The following is a 15,807-nucleotide window of genomic DNA, read 5'->3' as shown; positions in this document are numbered from 1 at the left end:
TTCATCCCGCACGCGGCGTTGCTGCGTCAGGGTTTCCCCCATTGCGCAAAATTCCCCACTGCTGCCTCCCGTAGGAGTCTGGGCCGTATCTCAGTCCCAATGTGGCCGATCGACCTCTCAGTCCGGCTACCCATCGCGGGCACGGTGGGCCGTTACCCCGCCGTCTACCTAATGGGCCGCGACCCCATCCCCCGCCGCCTGGGCTTTCCCGGCCCCTCCATGCGGAGGGCCCGGAGTATTGGGTATTAGCCGGGCTTTCGCCCGGTTATCCCCATGCGGGGGGAAGGTTGGTCACGTGTTACTCACCCGTTCGCCACTCTATGACCGCCCGAAGGCGGGTTATTCGTTCGACTTGCATGTGTTAGGCACGCCGCCAGCGTTCATCCTGAGCCAGGATCAAACTCTCCGTTGAAAGAACCGGGCGGATGCCCGGGTCAAGTCTCCGTGTGAGTCGGATCTTGTGTGCGAATCCTGATGGATTCTAAAGTTAAGAATTGAATTCGAGCTCGCCTCCCCATTGGAGGCGAACATGCTCGCTAGCTTGATTCTTCCTATCGCAGTATCCGGTTTTCAAGGTCCTCCGTGCGGCTCTCGCCGCCTGCCGTTCGAAGTGTTCCGTTCGAAGCGGCGAGTTGATATATTACGGATACCGCCACCCAGATGCAAGCCTTATTTTCAGGTACACGAAGCGTGCACAAACACCCGGGGGCGTGGCATTGGTTTTACTGGGGAAACAGCCTTTTGACCTGCGGCGCTGTTTTGTGTACACCCCATGAAAGGGCCTTTTGATATAGCAAACGACCCACGAATTCACGTGCGAAAAGGCCCCTTTTCCACCGCAAACATGTGAGTCGCTTTTTGCATAAACGCACGTCTTTACTCAAACGCAGGAACCGACCGGCATACGAACAACGTGCGCAACTACCTACATATAGTGATAGCCATAACGAAAAGGGCCGCCCGGAAGTTACTCCAAGCGGCCCAGAGGGAACGCGTTACGCGCGAGCGGATTCGGAAGCGGGAAGTTCGCCCTTCCCAGGCGCTTCCGCCTGACTCGTGAGGATGGACATCAACACGCTGATGATGTTGCGTCGCGAGATGGCACCCACCAGTCGGCCATCATGCACGACGGGAAGCTTCTTGATGCGCTTCTCGGAGAGCATCTTGTACGCCACTTCAACCTCTTCCCCATCATGCACGCTGATAACGTGCTTGGTGGCGATACGCATGACGTCGAGATCGAGCAAGTCGCGGAATCGGTCGAGGAACTCCTGCGACTCGACGAGATGGAAGTAATTGGTGCCATCGGTATAGAAACCGCTCTGCTTGGCAAGGTACGCAAGCACGTCGCCGTCAGATAGGAAACCCACTACCTTATTGTCCTCGTCGACAATGGGCAGGCCGCTCGTTTCGGTGCGCGCCATTTCGGCAATAGCGTCTTTCACCGTAGCGCTCTGCGGCAAGAAGCTCGATCCGGTGTTCATGACATCGGAAACAAGCCAGGGGCGATCGACGCCAGGAACGTCGCCCACACGCGTGGGCACTTCAGCGGGCTTTTCTTCCGCGCGATCGCGCACGAGCACGAGAATCGACAGAGCGACGAGGCACAGCATCACGCACATGCCCACGAAGCCCAAATGCTCGCCCGCATATACCGCCTCAAGCGCGCTCGAACCTGCGGGAGCCATGGCCGAACCCACGCCAGTGAGACTGACGATGAGGGCCGTGCCGAACGAAGCTCCCACCTGGTTAGTGGTGGAGGAAAGCGAATTGCCGTGCTGGATAACAGAATTCTCGAGCGAGTTCACGCCCCAGGTATTCAGCGGCGTGATGAGGAACTGGATGCCGATGGACATGCAGGTATAGGCAAGGCACACCACGACGAACGTCGTATCCATAGCGTAGGTGGTGTACATGAAGCCCGCTGCAGCGATAACGATCGCACCAGGTATTACCACGCGTCGCACACCGAAGCGGTCGAACAGGCGACCGGCGATAAGGCCGCACAGCGCACCCAGGATGGCGCCCGGAAGCATAATGACGCCCGAGATGGTGGCCGTACCGCCCAGAACCTGCTGCACATATATAGGTATGATCACTTCGCCGCCCACCAACGACGCCTGGAGCATAGCGATAAGAAGCACGACGGTACGGAACTTACGCGACTTGAGCACCTGCACGCGCAACATGGGCACGTCGAGACGCATCTGTCTGCGCACGAAAAGCGCGAGCAATGCCACGCCCACAACAATGAGAGCACCCGTGATTAGCAGGGTATCGCTGCTGCTGAACGAAGAGAGACCGTACAGGAGCGCCACCATGCCAGATGCCATAAGAAGCACCGAGGGCAGATCGAAGGGAGCACGCTCGAACTTGCCGCTGTTCTCGAGCGTAAAGCACGCGAAGACAACGACGATTACGGCAAGCACCGTAACGATGATGAAGAGGGTGCGCCAGCCCACGTTATCAACCAGCACGCCGGAAAGAGACGGGCCGATGGCCGGAGCAAACGCGACGATAAGACCGATGATGCCCATGGCGCTTCCACGTCGTTCGCGCGGGAAAACAAGCAGAATGAGCGTGAATACCATCGGCATGACGATACCGGTTGCCATGGCCTGCAGCATACGGCCAAGCAGCAAGAACGGGAACGAGGGCGCGAGCGCAGCCATAAGGCTTCCCACCGCAAACCAGCCAATGCCGCCGATGAAGAGCTTCCTCGTAGATATGCGCCCCACGAGGAAGGCGTTCAACGGGATAACGCATGCCTCGACGAGCGCATAGCCACTGGTGAGCCACTGAACCGTGGTGGCGTCAACCTGCATATCGGTCATGATATGAGGAAGCGCCGGAGACAGGAGCGTCATATTGAGCACCGCCAACAGCGTTCCCGACAGCAGAACCGCAACCATCATTTTCTGTTTATGAGTTAGTCCCATACGCATATTCCTTTCCACAACCCCAACAAAGTGCCGCATGGCGAAAATAAAAAAGGCAGCTTTGCGCTGCCCTCATGTCTGTGTAGATTATGCCTGCCCAAATGGCCTAGGTCACGAGAAATAGGCATCTCTGTCACGCATGCGTTATATTCGGCACAATTGCTCCACGCATGCGTAGACACGCCTAATCCATGAGCTCGTCGATAAAGCCGACGCGGTAGTTCTTGAAAGACGCCTCGCCCGATTCCTGCGTTGCATCCAAGTCGACATCGCACCAAATGGCGAAATCGCGATCATCGTCTTCGTCGCGGAAGGTCTGGCGCATATGCCACACGCGTTCCGCCAGCTCGTCGGTATCGTCGAGCTGGAAATAGGAAACGCTGCGCGCATCGCCGTCGAGCAGGATTTCCTCATGCTGCTCGAAATACGCATCGAGCGCCTGCTGCCAGGCACGCGCGGAATAGCCCCAATCACCATCGATGGCCCCCAGGTCCTTCACGCGTTGCTCGCTGGCAAGACGCACGCGCATGAAGAGCGCATTGCGTACGAGCAGCGTAACTGCACGCCGGTCGCCCACCACGGCATCGAGCGCCTGGGGAGCGCCAATCTCTTCCCCATCGAGCGTGCCCGCGGCTTCCCATTCGTCCATCAGGCTGCTGTCAATGGAACGTACCATGAAGCCGAGCCAGCTAATGATGTCCACGAGCTGGTCGTTCAGCTTGTCGGCAGGAAGCGTGCGCGCGAGCACGCGATACGCGTCGGAAAGATAGCGCAGAAGCAGGCCCTCGCTGCGCGCGATGCCCAGGCCCGAGATATAGCCCTTGAAATTTGCCGCCGATTCCACCATGTCACGCAGGATGGATTTGGGAGACAGCGGGAAATCGCGCGCCCAGGGCACATCCTCGCAGTACCGCGTATATGCGGCATCGAGCAGTTCCTCGAGCGGCTTCGGATACGTGACCTCGGCAATACGTTCCAATCGCTCTTCGTATTCGATTCCCTCCGCCTTCATGGCGGCCATCGCCTTATCGCGCGCGCGACGTTCCTGGGCGCGAAGCACCTGACGCGGATTCTCCAAGGTGGCTTCCACCATCGAGATAACGTCGAGCGCATAGGCGGGGTCCTCGGGATCAAGCAATTCGAGCGCTGCCAGCAAGAACGGGGAGAGGGGCTGATCGAGCGCGAAATCGTCGGGCAAGTCGATGGTCGTGCGCCAATCGGAGGAGCCATCTTCTGCCTCGATGCATTCCACAACGCCCGCAGCCTGCAACGTCGCGAAGATTTCACCCGCACGCGTCATGAGATCTGCCTTTTCCTGCGGCGTTTGCAGCGAATCGTCCACGAGCTTCGCAACGCGCGCCCACGCATCGCCACCTTGCATGACCTCGGCCAGCACGATGGAATGCGTGATGCGCAAACGCGGTGCCAAGGGCTCGGGCTGCGCCGCAATGAGCTTTTCGAACGTACCCTTATTCCAGTTCACAAAGCCCTCGGGCGGTTGCTTCTTCTTGATCTTGCGGCGCTTCTTCTCGTCGTTACCCGCCTTGGCCATCGCGCGCGCGTTCTCGATCTCATGCTCGGGGGCAAGCGCAATGGTAAGTCCTTCGGTATCGAAACCGGAACGACCGGCGCGCCCAGCAATCTGGTGAAACTCGCGCGCGCGAAGACGGCGCATGCGATGGCCGTCGAACTTGGTGAGCTGCGTGAGCACGACGGTATGAATGGGCACGTTAATACCCACGCCCAGCGTGTCGGTTCCGCAGATGATGGGAAGAAGCCCCTGCTGAGCGAGCTTTTCCACAAGAAGGCGATAGCGCGGGAGCATGCCCGCATGGTGCACGCCCACACCGCAATCGAGCAAGCGCTTGAGCGTTTTGCCAAACGCCGTGCTGAAGCGCGTGCCCTTCGACGCCTCGCGAATGGCAGCACGCTGTTCCTTGCTCGTGAAGCCCATGGAAGCAAGCGCCTGTGCGCTGGAAAGCGCAGCATCCTGCGAAAAATGAACGATGTACAGCGGCGTCTTGCCTTCGCGCATTGCGATCTCGACAGTTCCTTCCAGCGAGGTATCGACATATTCGTAGGCTAGAGGGATGGGACGTTCGGCATTTACCACCGAGCTCACCGCACGCGTATGATGCGCCTCGAGCGCACCGCGAATGTGCGAAGTATCGCCCAATGTAGCGCTCATCAGCAGGAACTGCGTGTTCGGCAGAACCAGGAGCGGCACTTGCCACGCCCAACCGCGGTCGGGATCGGCGAAGAAGTGGAACTCGTCGGCAGCAACGCGCGCGATGTCGGCATCGGGGCCAAGACGCAACGCGTCATTTGCCAGAATCTCCTGCGTGCAGCAGACGATAGGCGCTTCCGTGTTAATGCGCACATCACCCGTGATCATGCCCACGTAATCGCGCCCGAAGTATTGAACTAGGTTAAAGAACTTCTCGCTCACCAGAGCCTTAATGGGCGCGGTGTAATAGCTGCGCTCATCGCGTGCCAATGCAAGAAAATGCTGGAAGAGCGCCACCATCGACTTGCCACTACCTGTGGGCGTACCCAGGATAACGTGATCGCCGGCAGCCAGAGACAGCACGGCCTCTTCCTGGTGGGGCCACAGCTCAAGATCGCCCTCGGCGCACCAGCCAAGAAAAGCATCGAGGATATCGTCTTCGGTTGTGTCGGGGTTATTCCACAGGCGGTCGGCCAGCTTCCCCAACGAACCCGAGCGATCGGCTTCTTCCATTGGTATTCTCACTTCCTATCAGGCCCTACAGCCCCATGAGCAAGCGCGCCAACCACGCGTGGCGCGCCATTGCATAACGCAAAGCACCCCAGCGACGCAATGCCGCTGGGGTGCTCAGTATATCAGGGCTGCACAATCTTGCGCGAAGCTACCGCGCAAGAGCATGATGCATGCGAACTAGCGCTCGATGTTGTAGAACGCGTTGATGCCAGCGTAGCGAGCCTGCGTGTCGAGCTGCTCTTCGATGCGGAGAAGCTGGTTGTACTTGGCAACGCGGTCGCTGCGGCAGGGAGCGCCCGTCTTGATCTGACCGGTGTTGCAGGCAACGGACAGGTCGGCGATGGTGGTGTCTTCCGTTTCGCCGGAGCGGTGGCTCATGACGCAAGCGTAGCCGGCTTCCTTGGCCATTTCGATGGCTTCCATCGTTTCGGTGAGGCTGCCAATCTGGTTCACCTTGATGAGGATGGCGTTAGCGCAACCCAGCTCGATGCCCTTGGCCAGACGCTCGGAATTGGTTACGAACAGGTCGTCGCCAACGAGCTGGACCTTCTTGCCGATGCGCTCGGTGAGCATCTTCCAACCATCCCAGTCTTCCTCGGCCATGCCGTCTTCGATGGAGATGATGGGGTACTTCTGAACGAGGGCTTCCCAGTAGTCGACCATTTCGGCGCTGGTGAGCTCGCGGCCTTCGCCAGCCAGCACGTACTTCTGCTTTTCGGCGTCGTAGAACTCGCTGGAAGCAGGGTCCATGGCGAACATGATTTCGCTGCCAGGCTTGTAGCCAGCAGCTTCGCAAGCCTTCACGATGTACTGCAGGGGCTCTTCGTTCGTGGTGAAGTTGGGGGCAAAGCCACCCTCGTCGCCCACGCCGCCGCCGAGGCCAGCCTCGTGCAGGACCTTCTTGAGCGTGTGGTAGATTTCAGCACACCAACGCAGGGCTTCAGCGAAGCTGGAAGCGCCCACGGGCATGATCATGAACTCCTGGAAGTCAACGTTGTTGTCGGCGTGAACGCCGCCGTTGAGGATGTTCATCATGGGGGTGGGAAGCGTGTGAGCGTGAACGCCGCCAACGTACTTGTACAGCGGCAGCTCGGCGCTTTCGGCGGCTGCACGAGCGCACGCCAGGGAAGCACCCAGGATGGCGTTAGCGCCAAAACGGCCCTTGTTGTTGGTGCCGTCGAGTTCAATCATGGCTTCGTCGATAGCGCGCTGGTCGGTGGCTTCGGCGCCCACCAGCAGATCGGCGATTTCGGTGTTCACGTGGTCTACGGCCGTGAGCACGCCCTTGCCCAGATAGCGATCCTTGTCGCCATCGCGCAGCTCGACCGCTTCGAACTGGCCGGTGGAAGCTCCCGAAGGAACCATTGCGCGACCCATAGAGCCGTCTTCCAGGAGGATTTCGACTTCAACCGTGGGATTGCCGCGCGAGTCGAGAACCTCGCGACCGTATGCATCGATGATGATGCTCATGTTCGTCTCCTAAGAATCGAGAACAGTTAACAACCCGCCCATGATAGCACACGGAGACGATGGAAAAATGCTAAGCGGATGCTATTGGCGGGCGAACGGATGGGGCCCGCGGCGCATACACAAAAAGTGCGTTAGAGCTGGTTCAATGCGTCGCCCTGGATGCGATAGAGCGTCCAGCCGTTCAGCTCTTCGGCGCCCAGGCTATTGTAGAAACGACCCGACAGCGGATTCCAGTCGGGGGCGCAGCCTTCCACGCGCACGTAGTCGCGCTCGCGGGCGATGCGGGAAAGCTCGTGCATGAGCTCGGTGCCCACGCCCATGCCGCGGTATTCGGGAAGCACGTAAATGCACTCCAGGTAGATGGAAGGGCGGCCCTTATGAGCGGAGAAGCCGTGATTGAAGAGAACGAAGCCAATTTCCTCGTCGCCCTCCATGGCGAAGAACGCCTCGGCGGCCTTGTTCTGGAACATCCAAGTGCGAAGAAGTTCTTCGGTGGCAACGACGGAATCACCCGACTTCTGAAAGTCGGCGAAGCGCTGTATGAAATACAGGACCTTGCCTGCATCCTTTTCCTCGGCAAAGCGAAAATGAGTCGACATGCCTACCACCTTATTCGCAGAACTACGCTATGAATTCACAAGAGTACGCTATATCACCAAAAGGTCAAGGTGTTCAAGCAGAATCTTGCATCCGATGAGTATCAGCACGACCCCGCCCACGATGGTGGAAGGTCGCTCGTAACGTGCGCCGAAGCGATTTCCCACAAGCACGCCCACCAGCGAAAGGACGAAGGTAACGCAGCCGATAACGATAATGGCGGGCACGATGCCCACGGAAAGAAACGCGAACGTGACGCCCACGGCAAGCGCATCTATGGACGTGGCCACGGCAAGCATGAACAGCTCGGGGATGTTGAGGCGAAATTCGCCGCAGCACTCTTCCCCATCGTCATGCGCGGCATCCCACAGCATCTTGCCGCCTACGAACGCGAGCAAAACGAACGCAATCCAATGGTCGACCGGTTCGACAAGTGCGGCAAACTGCGTGCCCAGTGCCCAACCCACCAGGGGCATAAGAGCCTGAAAGCCGCCGAAGAACAGCGCGATAATAAGAGCGTGCCGCATGTTGACGCGCTTCATAGAAAGCCCCTTGCACACCGCTACCGCGAATGCATCCATAGACAATCCCACGCCAATCAGGGCAATCTCGATGAGTCCCACGCTATTCCTTCCGCACTGCCTGCCTCCTTGCACCGGCGTATTATCCCCCACGCACGAGGAGATGCGTGCGCCGTTTCTCAGGCGACAGAGAGAAAACGGGATTGGCTACTGATTGCTGAAGGGCTGTTCGCGATTAGCCAGGATTTCGCTTGCGCGCTTCCAACCAGGAAGCATGGATGCCAGATGCGCTTGCTGCTCCTCTTCCGGCTTCGTGGCCAAGGGCGCCAGGCCCGTCCATATTGCCCAGACCAGGCAATCGACCGGGTAGGCAACGATTTCGTCCGAGATCCAGAGCACGCCGTTTTCGTAGTGCGACCAGCCATGGCGCAACGGCTTCATGCGCACCGCTATCTGCTGGGAAGGAGGTTCGGACACAAGGCCCTGCAGGCAAGCGCCCACCAAGCCCACCGCGTTGTTCATGATGACACGCTTCGCATACGACAGAAACGCGATGCGCACCTGATCGTAGCTGCGCGGGTTCACCACGAACAGCGTGAGCTTGCTGATGTCGGTATTTGCTTCGAATTTCACCGTAGCGCGTCCACGCGTTGCACGGTGCTTGCCGCTCATTCCGCCGCCCATCTTCAGCGGGTTCACATGCAGCATAAACGGGCGGCCCATGACATAGGCCACGTCGCCCGTGCGATAGAGGCACTTCAACGAGGGGCTTTTCTGGAACCGCTTTATCATCTTCGCGCGCATGTCTTCCATTTCGGGCACATGAGCTGCGAAGAAATCGACGATTTGCTGCGGCGGCATGCCGTGTGGGGCCATGACGTAGGGCTGTGCGCCCGGCGGCTGCAAGGCCACGAAGAGGTCGTTGCTGGATTGGCGAAAGATGGGAATGTCCATTCCGGCATATCCCAGATGCTCTATTCCCGGAGGAACCGCAGTAGGTGCGGTTGCCTGGGCATTCTGCGCGGAAGGCGCCTGATTGCCAGCCTGCCCCTGCGGCGCAGCGTTTGAGTTAGAACGCTCGGTTTCGCTATCCGACATGGTTGCCCCCCTTCGTCGAATTACCCTGGTATCAGGATACCCCAAAAGCGGGGCACGAGGGATGCCCGGGCTAGAAGAAGAGCATGAAGACGCGCGCGAGGGCAAAGCCGATGATGCCGCACGCGGGGAACGTAATGAGCCACGCGAGCACCATGCTGCGCGCAATGCCCCAGTTCACGCCACGCAGGTTCTTTCCCGCGCCAACGCCCATGATGGCCGACGTGGAGCAGTGCGACGTGGAAACGGGCATGCCCGTGATGCTGGAAATGAACAGCGTGATTACCGTGGAAGCGGAAGCGGCAGCGCCCTGGTACTTTTCCATGGCGACCATGTCCATGGCAACCGACTTGATGATGCGCTTGCCGCCAATGAACGTGCCGAGCGAAATAGCCGCCGAGCAGATGATCATAAGCCACAGCGGAAAGCCGTCGGAAGCCGCGGAATCCATGCCCATGGCCATGCCCATGCCCAGAAGGCCGATAGACATGAACTTCTGACCGTCTTGCGCGCCATGCAGGAATGCGAGCATGCACGCGAAGATGTCTTGCAGAATGTCGCACACGCGATTGCCGCGGCCGCGATCGACGCCCGCAAGGAACTTGGAGGCCAGCTTCGTATTGAGCCAACCCAGGAAGAAGCCCGCGAACAGCGAGAAGAGCAGACCGTAGACGACCTTCGCCCATTCGGCGGGAACCACGCCGGCCCAGCCGTTCACGGCAATGGCGCCACCGGTGATGCCGGCGATGAGGGAGTGCGACTTAGAGCACGGAATGCCGAAGAACCAGCAGAAAATGCCCCAGGCAATGGAGCCTATCATTGATGCCATAAGGGCCATGAGGGCCTGATGGGTGTCGCCTGAGAAGTCGACCATCGAGAACATGGTATGCGCGACGGCCGTGGAGATATAGGTCATGCCGATGAGGCCGATGAAGTTGAATACAGCAGCCAGCGTGAGGGCAACACCAGGGCTGAGAACGCGGGTTGCAACGGCGGTGGCGATAGCGTTCGGGGCATCGGTAGCGCCCGAAACGAGCGTGACGCCGATGACGAGAACGATAATGATGGCGAGGGCGGGATATGTGGCCATAAGGCCAATCACTGCCGCTAGAGACAAATCCAACGTTTCCCTTTCGCATATCGCCGCGCCAGCGGCAAATCTCTGTGAGCTGCATTAGTATAGCAAAGCGAAAGAGACGTCTAGTGGCATTCGCCGAACAGACACGAAGGAGTAGCATGTTCCTACCAATGACGAAAGACGACATGCGCGAACGCGGCTGGGACGCCGTGGATTTCGCGTACGTATGCGGCGACGCATACGTGGACCATCCGTCATTTGGCATGGCGATCATCTCGCGCTTGCTGGAAGCGCATGGGTACCGCGTGGGCATCATCAGCCAGCCCGACTGGCGCGACCCGCAAAGCATCTGCGAATTCGGCGAGCCACGCCTGGGCTTCATCGTTTCCGCAGGTAACATGGACTCGATGGTGAACCATTACACCGTAGCGAAGCGCCGTCGCAAGAGCGATTTCTACTCCCCTGGCGGCGAAATGGGCCTGCGCCCCGACCACGCCTGCGTAGTGTACGGCAACCTCATCCGCCGCACGTTCAAGGAAACGCCCATCATCCTGGGAGGCATCGAGGCAAGCCTGCGTCGCATGGCCCATTACGACTACTGGTCGGACAAGCTGAAGCGCTCGATTCTGCTCGATTCCGGAGCCGACATCATCTCGTACGGCATGGGCGAGCATTCCGTCGTGGAGATTGCCGACGCGCTGGCTTCAGGCCTTTCGGTGCACGACCTATCGTTCATCCCGGGCACCGTGTTCCGCACGCGCAGCATCGAGCACCTCTACGAGCCCGTCATCCTGCCCAGCTACGAAAGCATGCTGGCCGACAAGCGCGAATACGCTCGCAGCTTCGGCGAGCAGAACCGCAATTTGAACCCGTATTCGGCGCATACGCTGGTGGAACCGTACGACCATGGCGTCTACGTGGTGCAGAACGCCCCGGCGTTACCTCTCACCACCTCGGAGCTCGACGCCGTGTACCGCCTGCCCTACGAGCGGACGTACCACCCAAGCTACGAAGCAGCTGGCGGCATTCCCGCCATCCGCGAGGTGAAGTTCTCGCTCGCGAGCAACCGCGGTTGCCTAGGAGAATGCGCATTCTGCGCGCTCAACTTCCACCAAGGGCGCATCATCCAGGCGCGCAGCCACGAATCGATTCTGGAAGAGGCGCGCGAAATGACGAAGGACCCCGACTTCAAGGGGTACATCCACGACGTGGGCGGCCCCACGGCGAACTTCCGCATCCCCGCATGCGCCAAGCAGGAAAAGGCGGGCGCTTGCACCAATAGACGATGTCTCTCGCCCAAGCCCTGCAAGCAACTGCGCGTGACGCACGAGGACTACGTGCAGCTACTGCGCGAATTGCGCGAGCTGCCCGGCGTAAAGAAAGTGTTCATCCGCAGCGGCATCCGCTTCGATTACGCAATGCTCGATTCCGACCACACGTTCATTCGCGAGCTAGCCGCGCACCACACGAGCGGCCAGCTGCGCCTAGCCCCCGAGCACGTGAGCGCGGCGGTGCTGAACGTGATGGGCAAACCGCCCCACGAGCTCTACGAGGCATTCGTGAAGGAATTCGACCGCGCGAGCAAGCAAGCCGGCAAGGAGCAGTACGTGCTTCCCTACCTGATGTCGAGCCATCCGGGAAGCACGCTGAAAGAGGCCATCGAACTGGCCGAATTCTGCCGAGACCTGGGATTCAACCCCGAACAGGTAAGCGATTTCTACCCCACGCCCTCAACGGTTTCCACGTGCATCTACTACACGGGCATCGACCCACGCACGATGGAGCGCGTCTACTGCGCCACCAGCCCACACGAAAAGGCGCTGCAGCGTGCGCTCATCCAATACCGCAATCCGAAGAATCACGCGCTCGTACGCGAGGCGCTTAGGAAGGCAGGGCGCGAGGACCTAATCGGCTTCGAGCCGAAATGCCTCGTGAAGCCAGAACGGAAGGACGCTCCGCGCAAGGGGACGCACGGCAAGCGAGGGGCGCAGCATGCGGGGCCGCGCGATGCGCAGAAAGCAAGAACGCGCAGGGGCAAGCGCCCTAACGGCGCAGAAAAGAACCGAGCAGGCGCTCGATCAGCGCGCGAAGGAAACCGCCCGAAGAAACGGTCGTAGTGGGAACCGCCTCTTCCAGGTAGTTAGGATGGTGACGCAGGAATACGCGACGGCAAACGCGCGTTACCACCAGGCCAAGCAGGCCCACTAGCAAGAACGTGACGGCGATTTCCACGGCCGTCCAGTTCTGCTCGAGGGCAGCATAGGCGCTTGCGAGCACGAAGAAGCCCGAAATAGCGCCCGTGAGCACCGTGAACACGCGAATGAGGATGGTTTTCGCGCGGTTGGGCGAATAGCGCCATGCCGCGACAAGGTACACGACGCCCGCCACAAGGGCCAGAATGACGAGCAGCGGAATGATCCGCGATAGTCGAGCAACCATTCCGCCACCTTTCTACAACGCGGCCCGCGCATATCGCACGGGCCGCAATTCAAAAACCGCTTCTTAGTTGAAGCTAACCTTCGGAGCAACAGTGGCGCCCGAATCGGCAACGAAGCTCTCGCGCTTCGTGAAGCCCATGGGGCCAGCCACCAGAACGCCCGGGAACGTCTGAATGGCGTTGTTGTACTTCATGACCGTGTCGTTGTAGCTCTGACGCATGTAGCTAATCTTGTCTTCCGTTTCGGAAAGCTCGTTCTGAAGCGAGATGAAATTCTGATTCGCCTTCAGGTCGGGGTACGCTTCGCTTACCGCGAAGAGGCTCTTCAGCGTATTGGAGAGCGCATTGCCCGCTTCCATCTTCTCTTCGGGCGTGCCGGCGTTCATGCACGCCGTACGCGCGGCGGTAACCGCTTCTAGCGTTTTGCTTTCGTGAGCGGCGTAGCCCTTTACGGTTTCCACCAGGTTGGGGATGAGATCGAGACGACGCTGCAGCTGCACGTCGATCTGAGCCCATGCATTATCGACGGCGTTGCGCTTCGTTACCAGTCCATTGAACAGGGCAATGAGCGCGATCACCAGCAGAACGACGATAACCAAAACGACGATTCCCACCATGAGATGCCTTTCCCTTGTATTGCATTGCCGCTATTTTAGCATGTCTCAACTGGGAAAACTACAGGAAGAGGAAGTTGCGGGACGAGCGCTGACGAATACGGCGCCAAAAGAGAAAGCCCTGCATGCGCAACGCTGCGCATGCAGGGCGAAACAATGTCATAGTCAGGCTAGCGCTGCGGCAGAAGCGCGGCGCGGATGGGCGAAAACGACGTGGTGCGTGCCCAGTAGCCCTTCGACTGAGCAGCCGCGGAAAGTGCAGCGGCATGCACGTGCGACTCGCACACGGCAAACGTGCCCGACCCGCTTCCGCACAGAAGCACGCCGCTCACGCCGTCGGCTTCGGAAGCAAACTTTGCGATTTCCTCGAGCTCGGGAAGAAGCTTCTGCGCCGGGGCTTCCAGGTTGTTGAACAGTGGCACCTGCTGCGCTTCCTTGGCGGCACGCACGCTTTCCAGCTGCTCGGCTTGGGGATACTCAGGGCTCTCGTCGAACGTACGATATGCCTCCGCCGTAGATACGCCGCCTTCGGGGCGAATGACAACCACGGAATCGCGACGCGGGGCGAGTTCGGCCACGGGCTCATCGCCGCGACCCTCGAGCAACATGCAAGCACCATGCAGGAAGAAACGAACATCGGCGCCAAGTTGCTGAGCCACATGGACAACCGCCTCATGCGTGGCGGGAATGCCCCACAGATGCGCAGCACCCAACAGAGCAGCAGCTGCATCGGCACTTCCGCCGCCCAGCCCCGTCTGATGCGGAATATGCTTCTCAATAACCAAGCGAATACATTCGTCCTCTTCGCGACCGAGCTCCGCTGCCAACGCATGCACTGCTTTGCAAGCCAGATTATCCTGCGAGGGAATATCGAGCGGCTCGATGCCCTCGCGCCAGAGCACGGTGGCCTCCACGACCAGGCCGCTTCCGGAGTCGACGTCGACATGCACCTCGCGCAGAGGCTGTGCGGCATCGCACGGCTCCAGCAGTGTGACATGCTCGCCCGCCCCGACATGCGTCATGCGAACGCTGTCGTGCATCGAAAGGGCGTGCATCACCGTAAGGGCATCGTGATACCCATCGGGCTGGCGCTCGCCAATGCCCAGGTACAGATTCACTTTCGCGGGGGCAATGAGGTTGATCGTCTTCACGCTTTTCCTTCGTTCGTGGATGGTCTAGGACTGCAGGGCGTCGTGCGGCGCAGAAGCCTGAAGCTTAGCGGCCTTTCGCGCGGAACGACGCGCGGCAAAAAAATCTTTCAGCAAACGAGAGCATTCTTCCTCGCATACGCCCGCGGTAACGGGGAACGTATGGTTCAGGCGCTCGTCTTCGTTAATGGAATACAACGTACCAAGCGCGCCCGCCTTCGGGTCGCTTGCACCATACACGCAACGCGCGACACGCGCCTGATGCATGAGGCCCGCGCACATGATGCACGGTTCGAGCGTGACGTACACCGTGCAATCGGAAAGGCGCCATGCCTGCAATTCGCGCGATGCCTGCAACATAGCCTGGAATTCCGCATGCCCCGAAGGGTCCATATCGCGTTCGCGACGGTTGCCCGCACATGCAATGACACGCGGCTCGGCAAGGGGCTTACGCGTGGCGCGGTCGATGGGGTGGTACACCACCACGGCACCAATAGGAACCTCGCCCGCCTGAGCTGCCAATCGAGCCTGCTCAAGGGCAAGCTGCATGTATTCGGTATCTCGTTCTTCCATAACAGCCTGAATTATATGGTAAGCTAGCGCTTGCGGTATGCGCGTTTGCGCATGCTCCACCGAATTCGGAGGAATGGCCGAGTGGTTTAAGGCGGCAGTCTTGAAAACTGTTGAGCTGAAAGGTTCCGTGGGTTCGAATCCTACTTCCTCCGCCATCCAAAATCTTGCAGGTCCCGAACGGGGCCTGTTGTTTTTTTTCGAACACCTTCCCCACTCCCACGCCGGGCGGGGTTGGCCCTTCAGGGCACCCGCTCCGCTGCTCGCATGGCTTAAGCCATGCTCGTGCGCTCGCTGGTTCATGCTTTCACTTGCGCTGCCCGGGGTAGCCTGCGGATTTGCGTGAGGCTTCGCCTCCCGCTTTCCGCAGGCTACCCCGGGCTCAGCGCTTCATTTTGCTTTCACAGTACCCCGAAGGGCCATCCCCACCCGGCGCGAACAACGCTGATTGCATAATCAAATACGAGATTGCCGTCACAAGAAATCGAATTCACAGTGTCCCTGCAAGGCGGGTGGGGATGGATGCAGTACTGGAGGTTGAGCCCACGCTCTGAGCTGTGAACACGTGGCGGTGCAAGGGGTCGAAGCACGCATGCTT

12 protein-coding genes, 1 tRNA gene and 1 rRNA gene are annotated in these 15,807 nt (G+C 59.6%); 2 read left to right on the top strand and 12 right to left on the bottom strand.

The window, feature by feature from the left end:
* From AC04P6_RS05740 to AC04P6_RS05705, 8 genes are all read right to left on the bottom strand, one after another.
* A 16S ribosomal RNA gene (locus AC04P6_RS05740) occupies positions 1 to 412 on the bottom strand; the annotation flags it as partial.
* A 583-nt stretch (positions 413 to 995) separates the two neighbouring features.
* On the bottom strand, positions 996 to 2,939 hold the full coding sequence (locus AC04P6_RS05735) for an MDR family MFS transporter (RefSeq protein ID WP_475565664.1): 1,944 nt from the start codon (positions 2,937 to 2,939) through the stop codon (positions 996 to 998).
* A gap of 184 nt (positions 2,940 to 3,123) precedes the next feature.
* The gene (locus AC04P6_RS05730) at positions 3,124 to 5,679 is read right to left on the bottom strand and encodes a DEAD/DEAH box helicase (protein WP_475565663.1); all 2,556 of its coding nucleotides are present in this window, start codon (positions 5,677 to 5,679) and stop codon (positions 3,124 to 3,126) included.
* 177 nt (positions 5,680 to 5,856) lie between these two features.
* On the bottom strand, positions 5,857 to 7,149 hold the full coding sequence (eno, locus tag AC04P6_RS05725; RefSeq protein WP_475565662.1) for a phosphopyruvate hydratase: 1,293 nt from the start codon (positions 7,147 to 7,149) through the stop codon (positions 5,857 to 5,859).
* A 131-nt stretch (positions 7,150 to 7,280) separates the two neighbouring features.
* Positions 7,281 to 7,748 (bottom strand): N-acetyltransferase family protein, encoded by a 468-nt coding sequence (locus AC04P6_RS05720; RefSeq protein ID WP_475565661.1) that lies wholly within the window; start codon positions 7,746 to 7,748, stop codon positions 7,281 to 7,283.
* A gap of 48 nt (positions 7,749 to 7,796) precedes the next feature.
* Positions 7,797 to 8,369, bottom strand: a complete 573-nt coding sequence (locus AC04P6_RS05715) for a manganese efflux pump MntP (RefSeq protein WP_475565660.1) — start codon at positions 8,367 to 8,369, stop codon at positions 7,797 to 7,799.
* 105 nt (positions 8,370 to 8,474) lie between these two features.
* Complete coding sequence (locus AC04P6_RS05710) at positions 8,475 to 9,365, bottom strand: hypothetical protein (protein ID WP_475565659.1); 891 nt, start codon at positions 9,363 to 9,365, stop codon at positions 8,475 to 8,477.
* Between the two features lie 70 nt (positions 9,366 to 9,435).
* Entirely contained in the window at positions 9,436 to 10,485 is a 1,050-nt protein-coding gene (locus AC04P6_RS05705; protein WP_475565658.1) for an inorganic phosphate transporter, read from the bottom strand.
* Positions 10,486 to 10,598: 113 nt separating this feature from the next.
* Between AC04P6_RS05705 and AC04P6_RS05700 the strand changes: the two genes are divergently transcribed.
* Positions 10,599 to 12,557, top strand: a complete 1,959-nt coding sequence (locus AC04P6_RS05700) for a YgiQ family radical SAM protein (protein WP_475565657.1) — start codon at positions 10,599 to 10,601, stop codon at positions 12,555 to 12,557.
* Here the strand turns inward: AC04P6_RS05700 and AC04P6_RS05695 are convergent.
* The 4 genes from AC04P6_RS05695 to AC04P6_RS05680 form a co-directional block, all read right to left on the bottom strand.
* Positions 12,484 to 12,879, bottom strand: coding sequence for a guanylate cyclase (locus AC04P6_RS05695; protein WP_475565656.1), 396 nt, complete (start codon positions 12,877 to 12,879; stop codon positions 12,484 to 12,486). The two genes, AC04P6_RS05700 and AC04P6_RS05695, sit on opposite strands and share 74 nt — an antisense overlap.
* 63 nt (positions 12,880 to 12,942) lie before the next feature.
* Positions 12,943 to 13,494 carry a LemA family protein gene (locus tag AC04P6_RS05690; protein ID WP_475565655.1) on the bottom strand — a complete coding sequence of 184 codons (552 nt, stop codon included), beginning with the start codon at positions 13,492 to 13,494 and terminating at the stop codon, positions 12,943 to 12,945.
* A 167-nt stretch (positions 13,495 to 13,661) separates the two neighbouring features.
* The gene (locus AC04P6_RS05685; protein ID WP_475565654.1) at positions 13,662 to 14,642 is read right to left on the bottom strand and encodes a 4-(cytidine 5'-diphospho)-2-C-methyl-D-erythritol kinase; all 981 of its coding nucleotides are present in this window, start codon (positions 14,640 to 14,642) and stop codon (positions 13,662 to 13,664) included.
* A gap of 24 nt (positions 14,643 to 14,666) precedes the next feature.
* The gene (locus AC04P6_RS05680; RefSeq protein WP_475565653.1) at positions 14,667 to 15,212 is read right to left on the bottom strand and encodes a nucleoside deaminase; all 546 of its coding nucleotides are present in this window, start codon (positions 15,210 to 15,212) and stop codon (positions 14,667 to 14,669) included.
* A gap of 67 nt (positions 15,213 to 15,279) precedes the next feature.
* On the opposite strand from AC04P6_RS05680, the gene AC04P6_RS05675 reads away from it, so the two are divergent.
* Positions 15,280 to 15,367: transfer RNA gene (locus AC04P6_RS05675), tRNA-Ser, on the top strand.
* The last annotated feature ends 440 nt before the right edge of the window (positions 15,368 to 15,807 follow it).

This window comes from Denitrobacterium sp. (assembly GCF_056180635.1).
The sequence above is the reverse complement of the archived record's forward strand: the minus strand, read 5'-3'. Positions and strand labels throughout refer to the sequence as shown.

Coding starts and splice junctions, on each gene's coding strand:
- AC04P6_RS05735 (WP_475565664.1), bottom strand. CDS start 2,939: ATGGGACTAACTCATAAACAGAAAATGATGGTTGCGGTTCTGCTGTCG.
- AC04P6_RS05730 (WP_475565663.1), bottom strand. CDS start 5,679: ATGGAAGAAGCCGATCGCTCGGGTTCGTTGGGGAAGCTGGCCGACCGC.
- eno (WP_475565662.1), bottom strand. CDS start 7,149: ATGAGCATCATCATCGATGCATACGGTCGCGAGGTTCTCGACTCGCGC.
- AC04P6_RS05720 (WP_475565661.1), bottom strand. CDS start 7,748: ATGTCGACTCATTTTCGCTTTGCCGAGGAAAAGGATGCAGGCAAGGTC.
- AC04P6_RS05710 (WP_475565659.1), bottom strand. CDS start 9,365: ATGTCGGATAGCGAAACCGAGCGTTCTAACTCAAACGCTGCGCCGCAG.
- AC04P6_RS05700 (WP_475565657.1), top strand. CDS start 10,599: ATGTTCCTACCAATGACGAAAGACGACATGCGCGAACGCGGCTGGGAC.
- AC04P6_RS05695 (WP_475565656.1), bottom strand. CDS start 12,879: ATGGTTGCTCGACTATCGCGGATCATTCCGCTGCTCGTCATTCTGGCC.
- AC04P6_RS05690 (WP_475565655.1), bottom strand. CDS start 13,494: ATGGTGGGAATCGTCGTTTTGGTTATCGTCGTTCTGCTGGTGATCGCG.
- AC04P6_RS05680 (WP_475565653.1), bottom strand. CDS start 15,212: ATGGAAGAACGAGATACCGAATACATGCAGCTTGCCCTTGAGCAGGCT.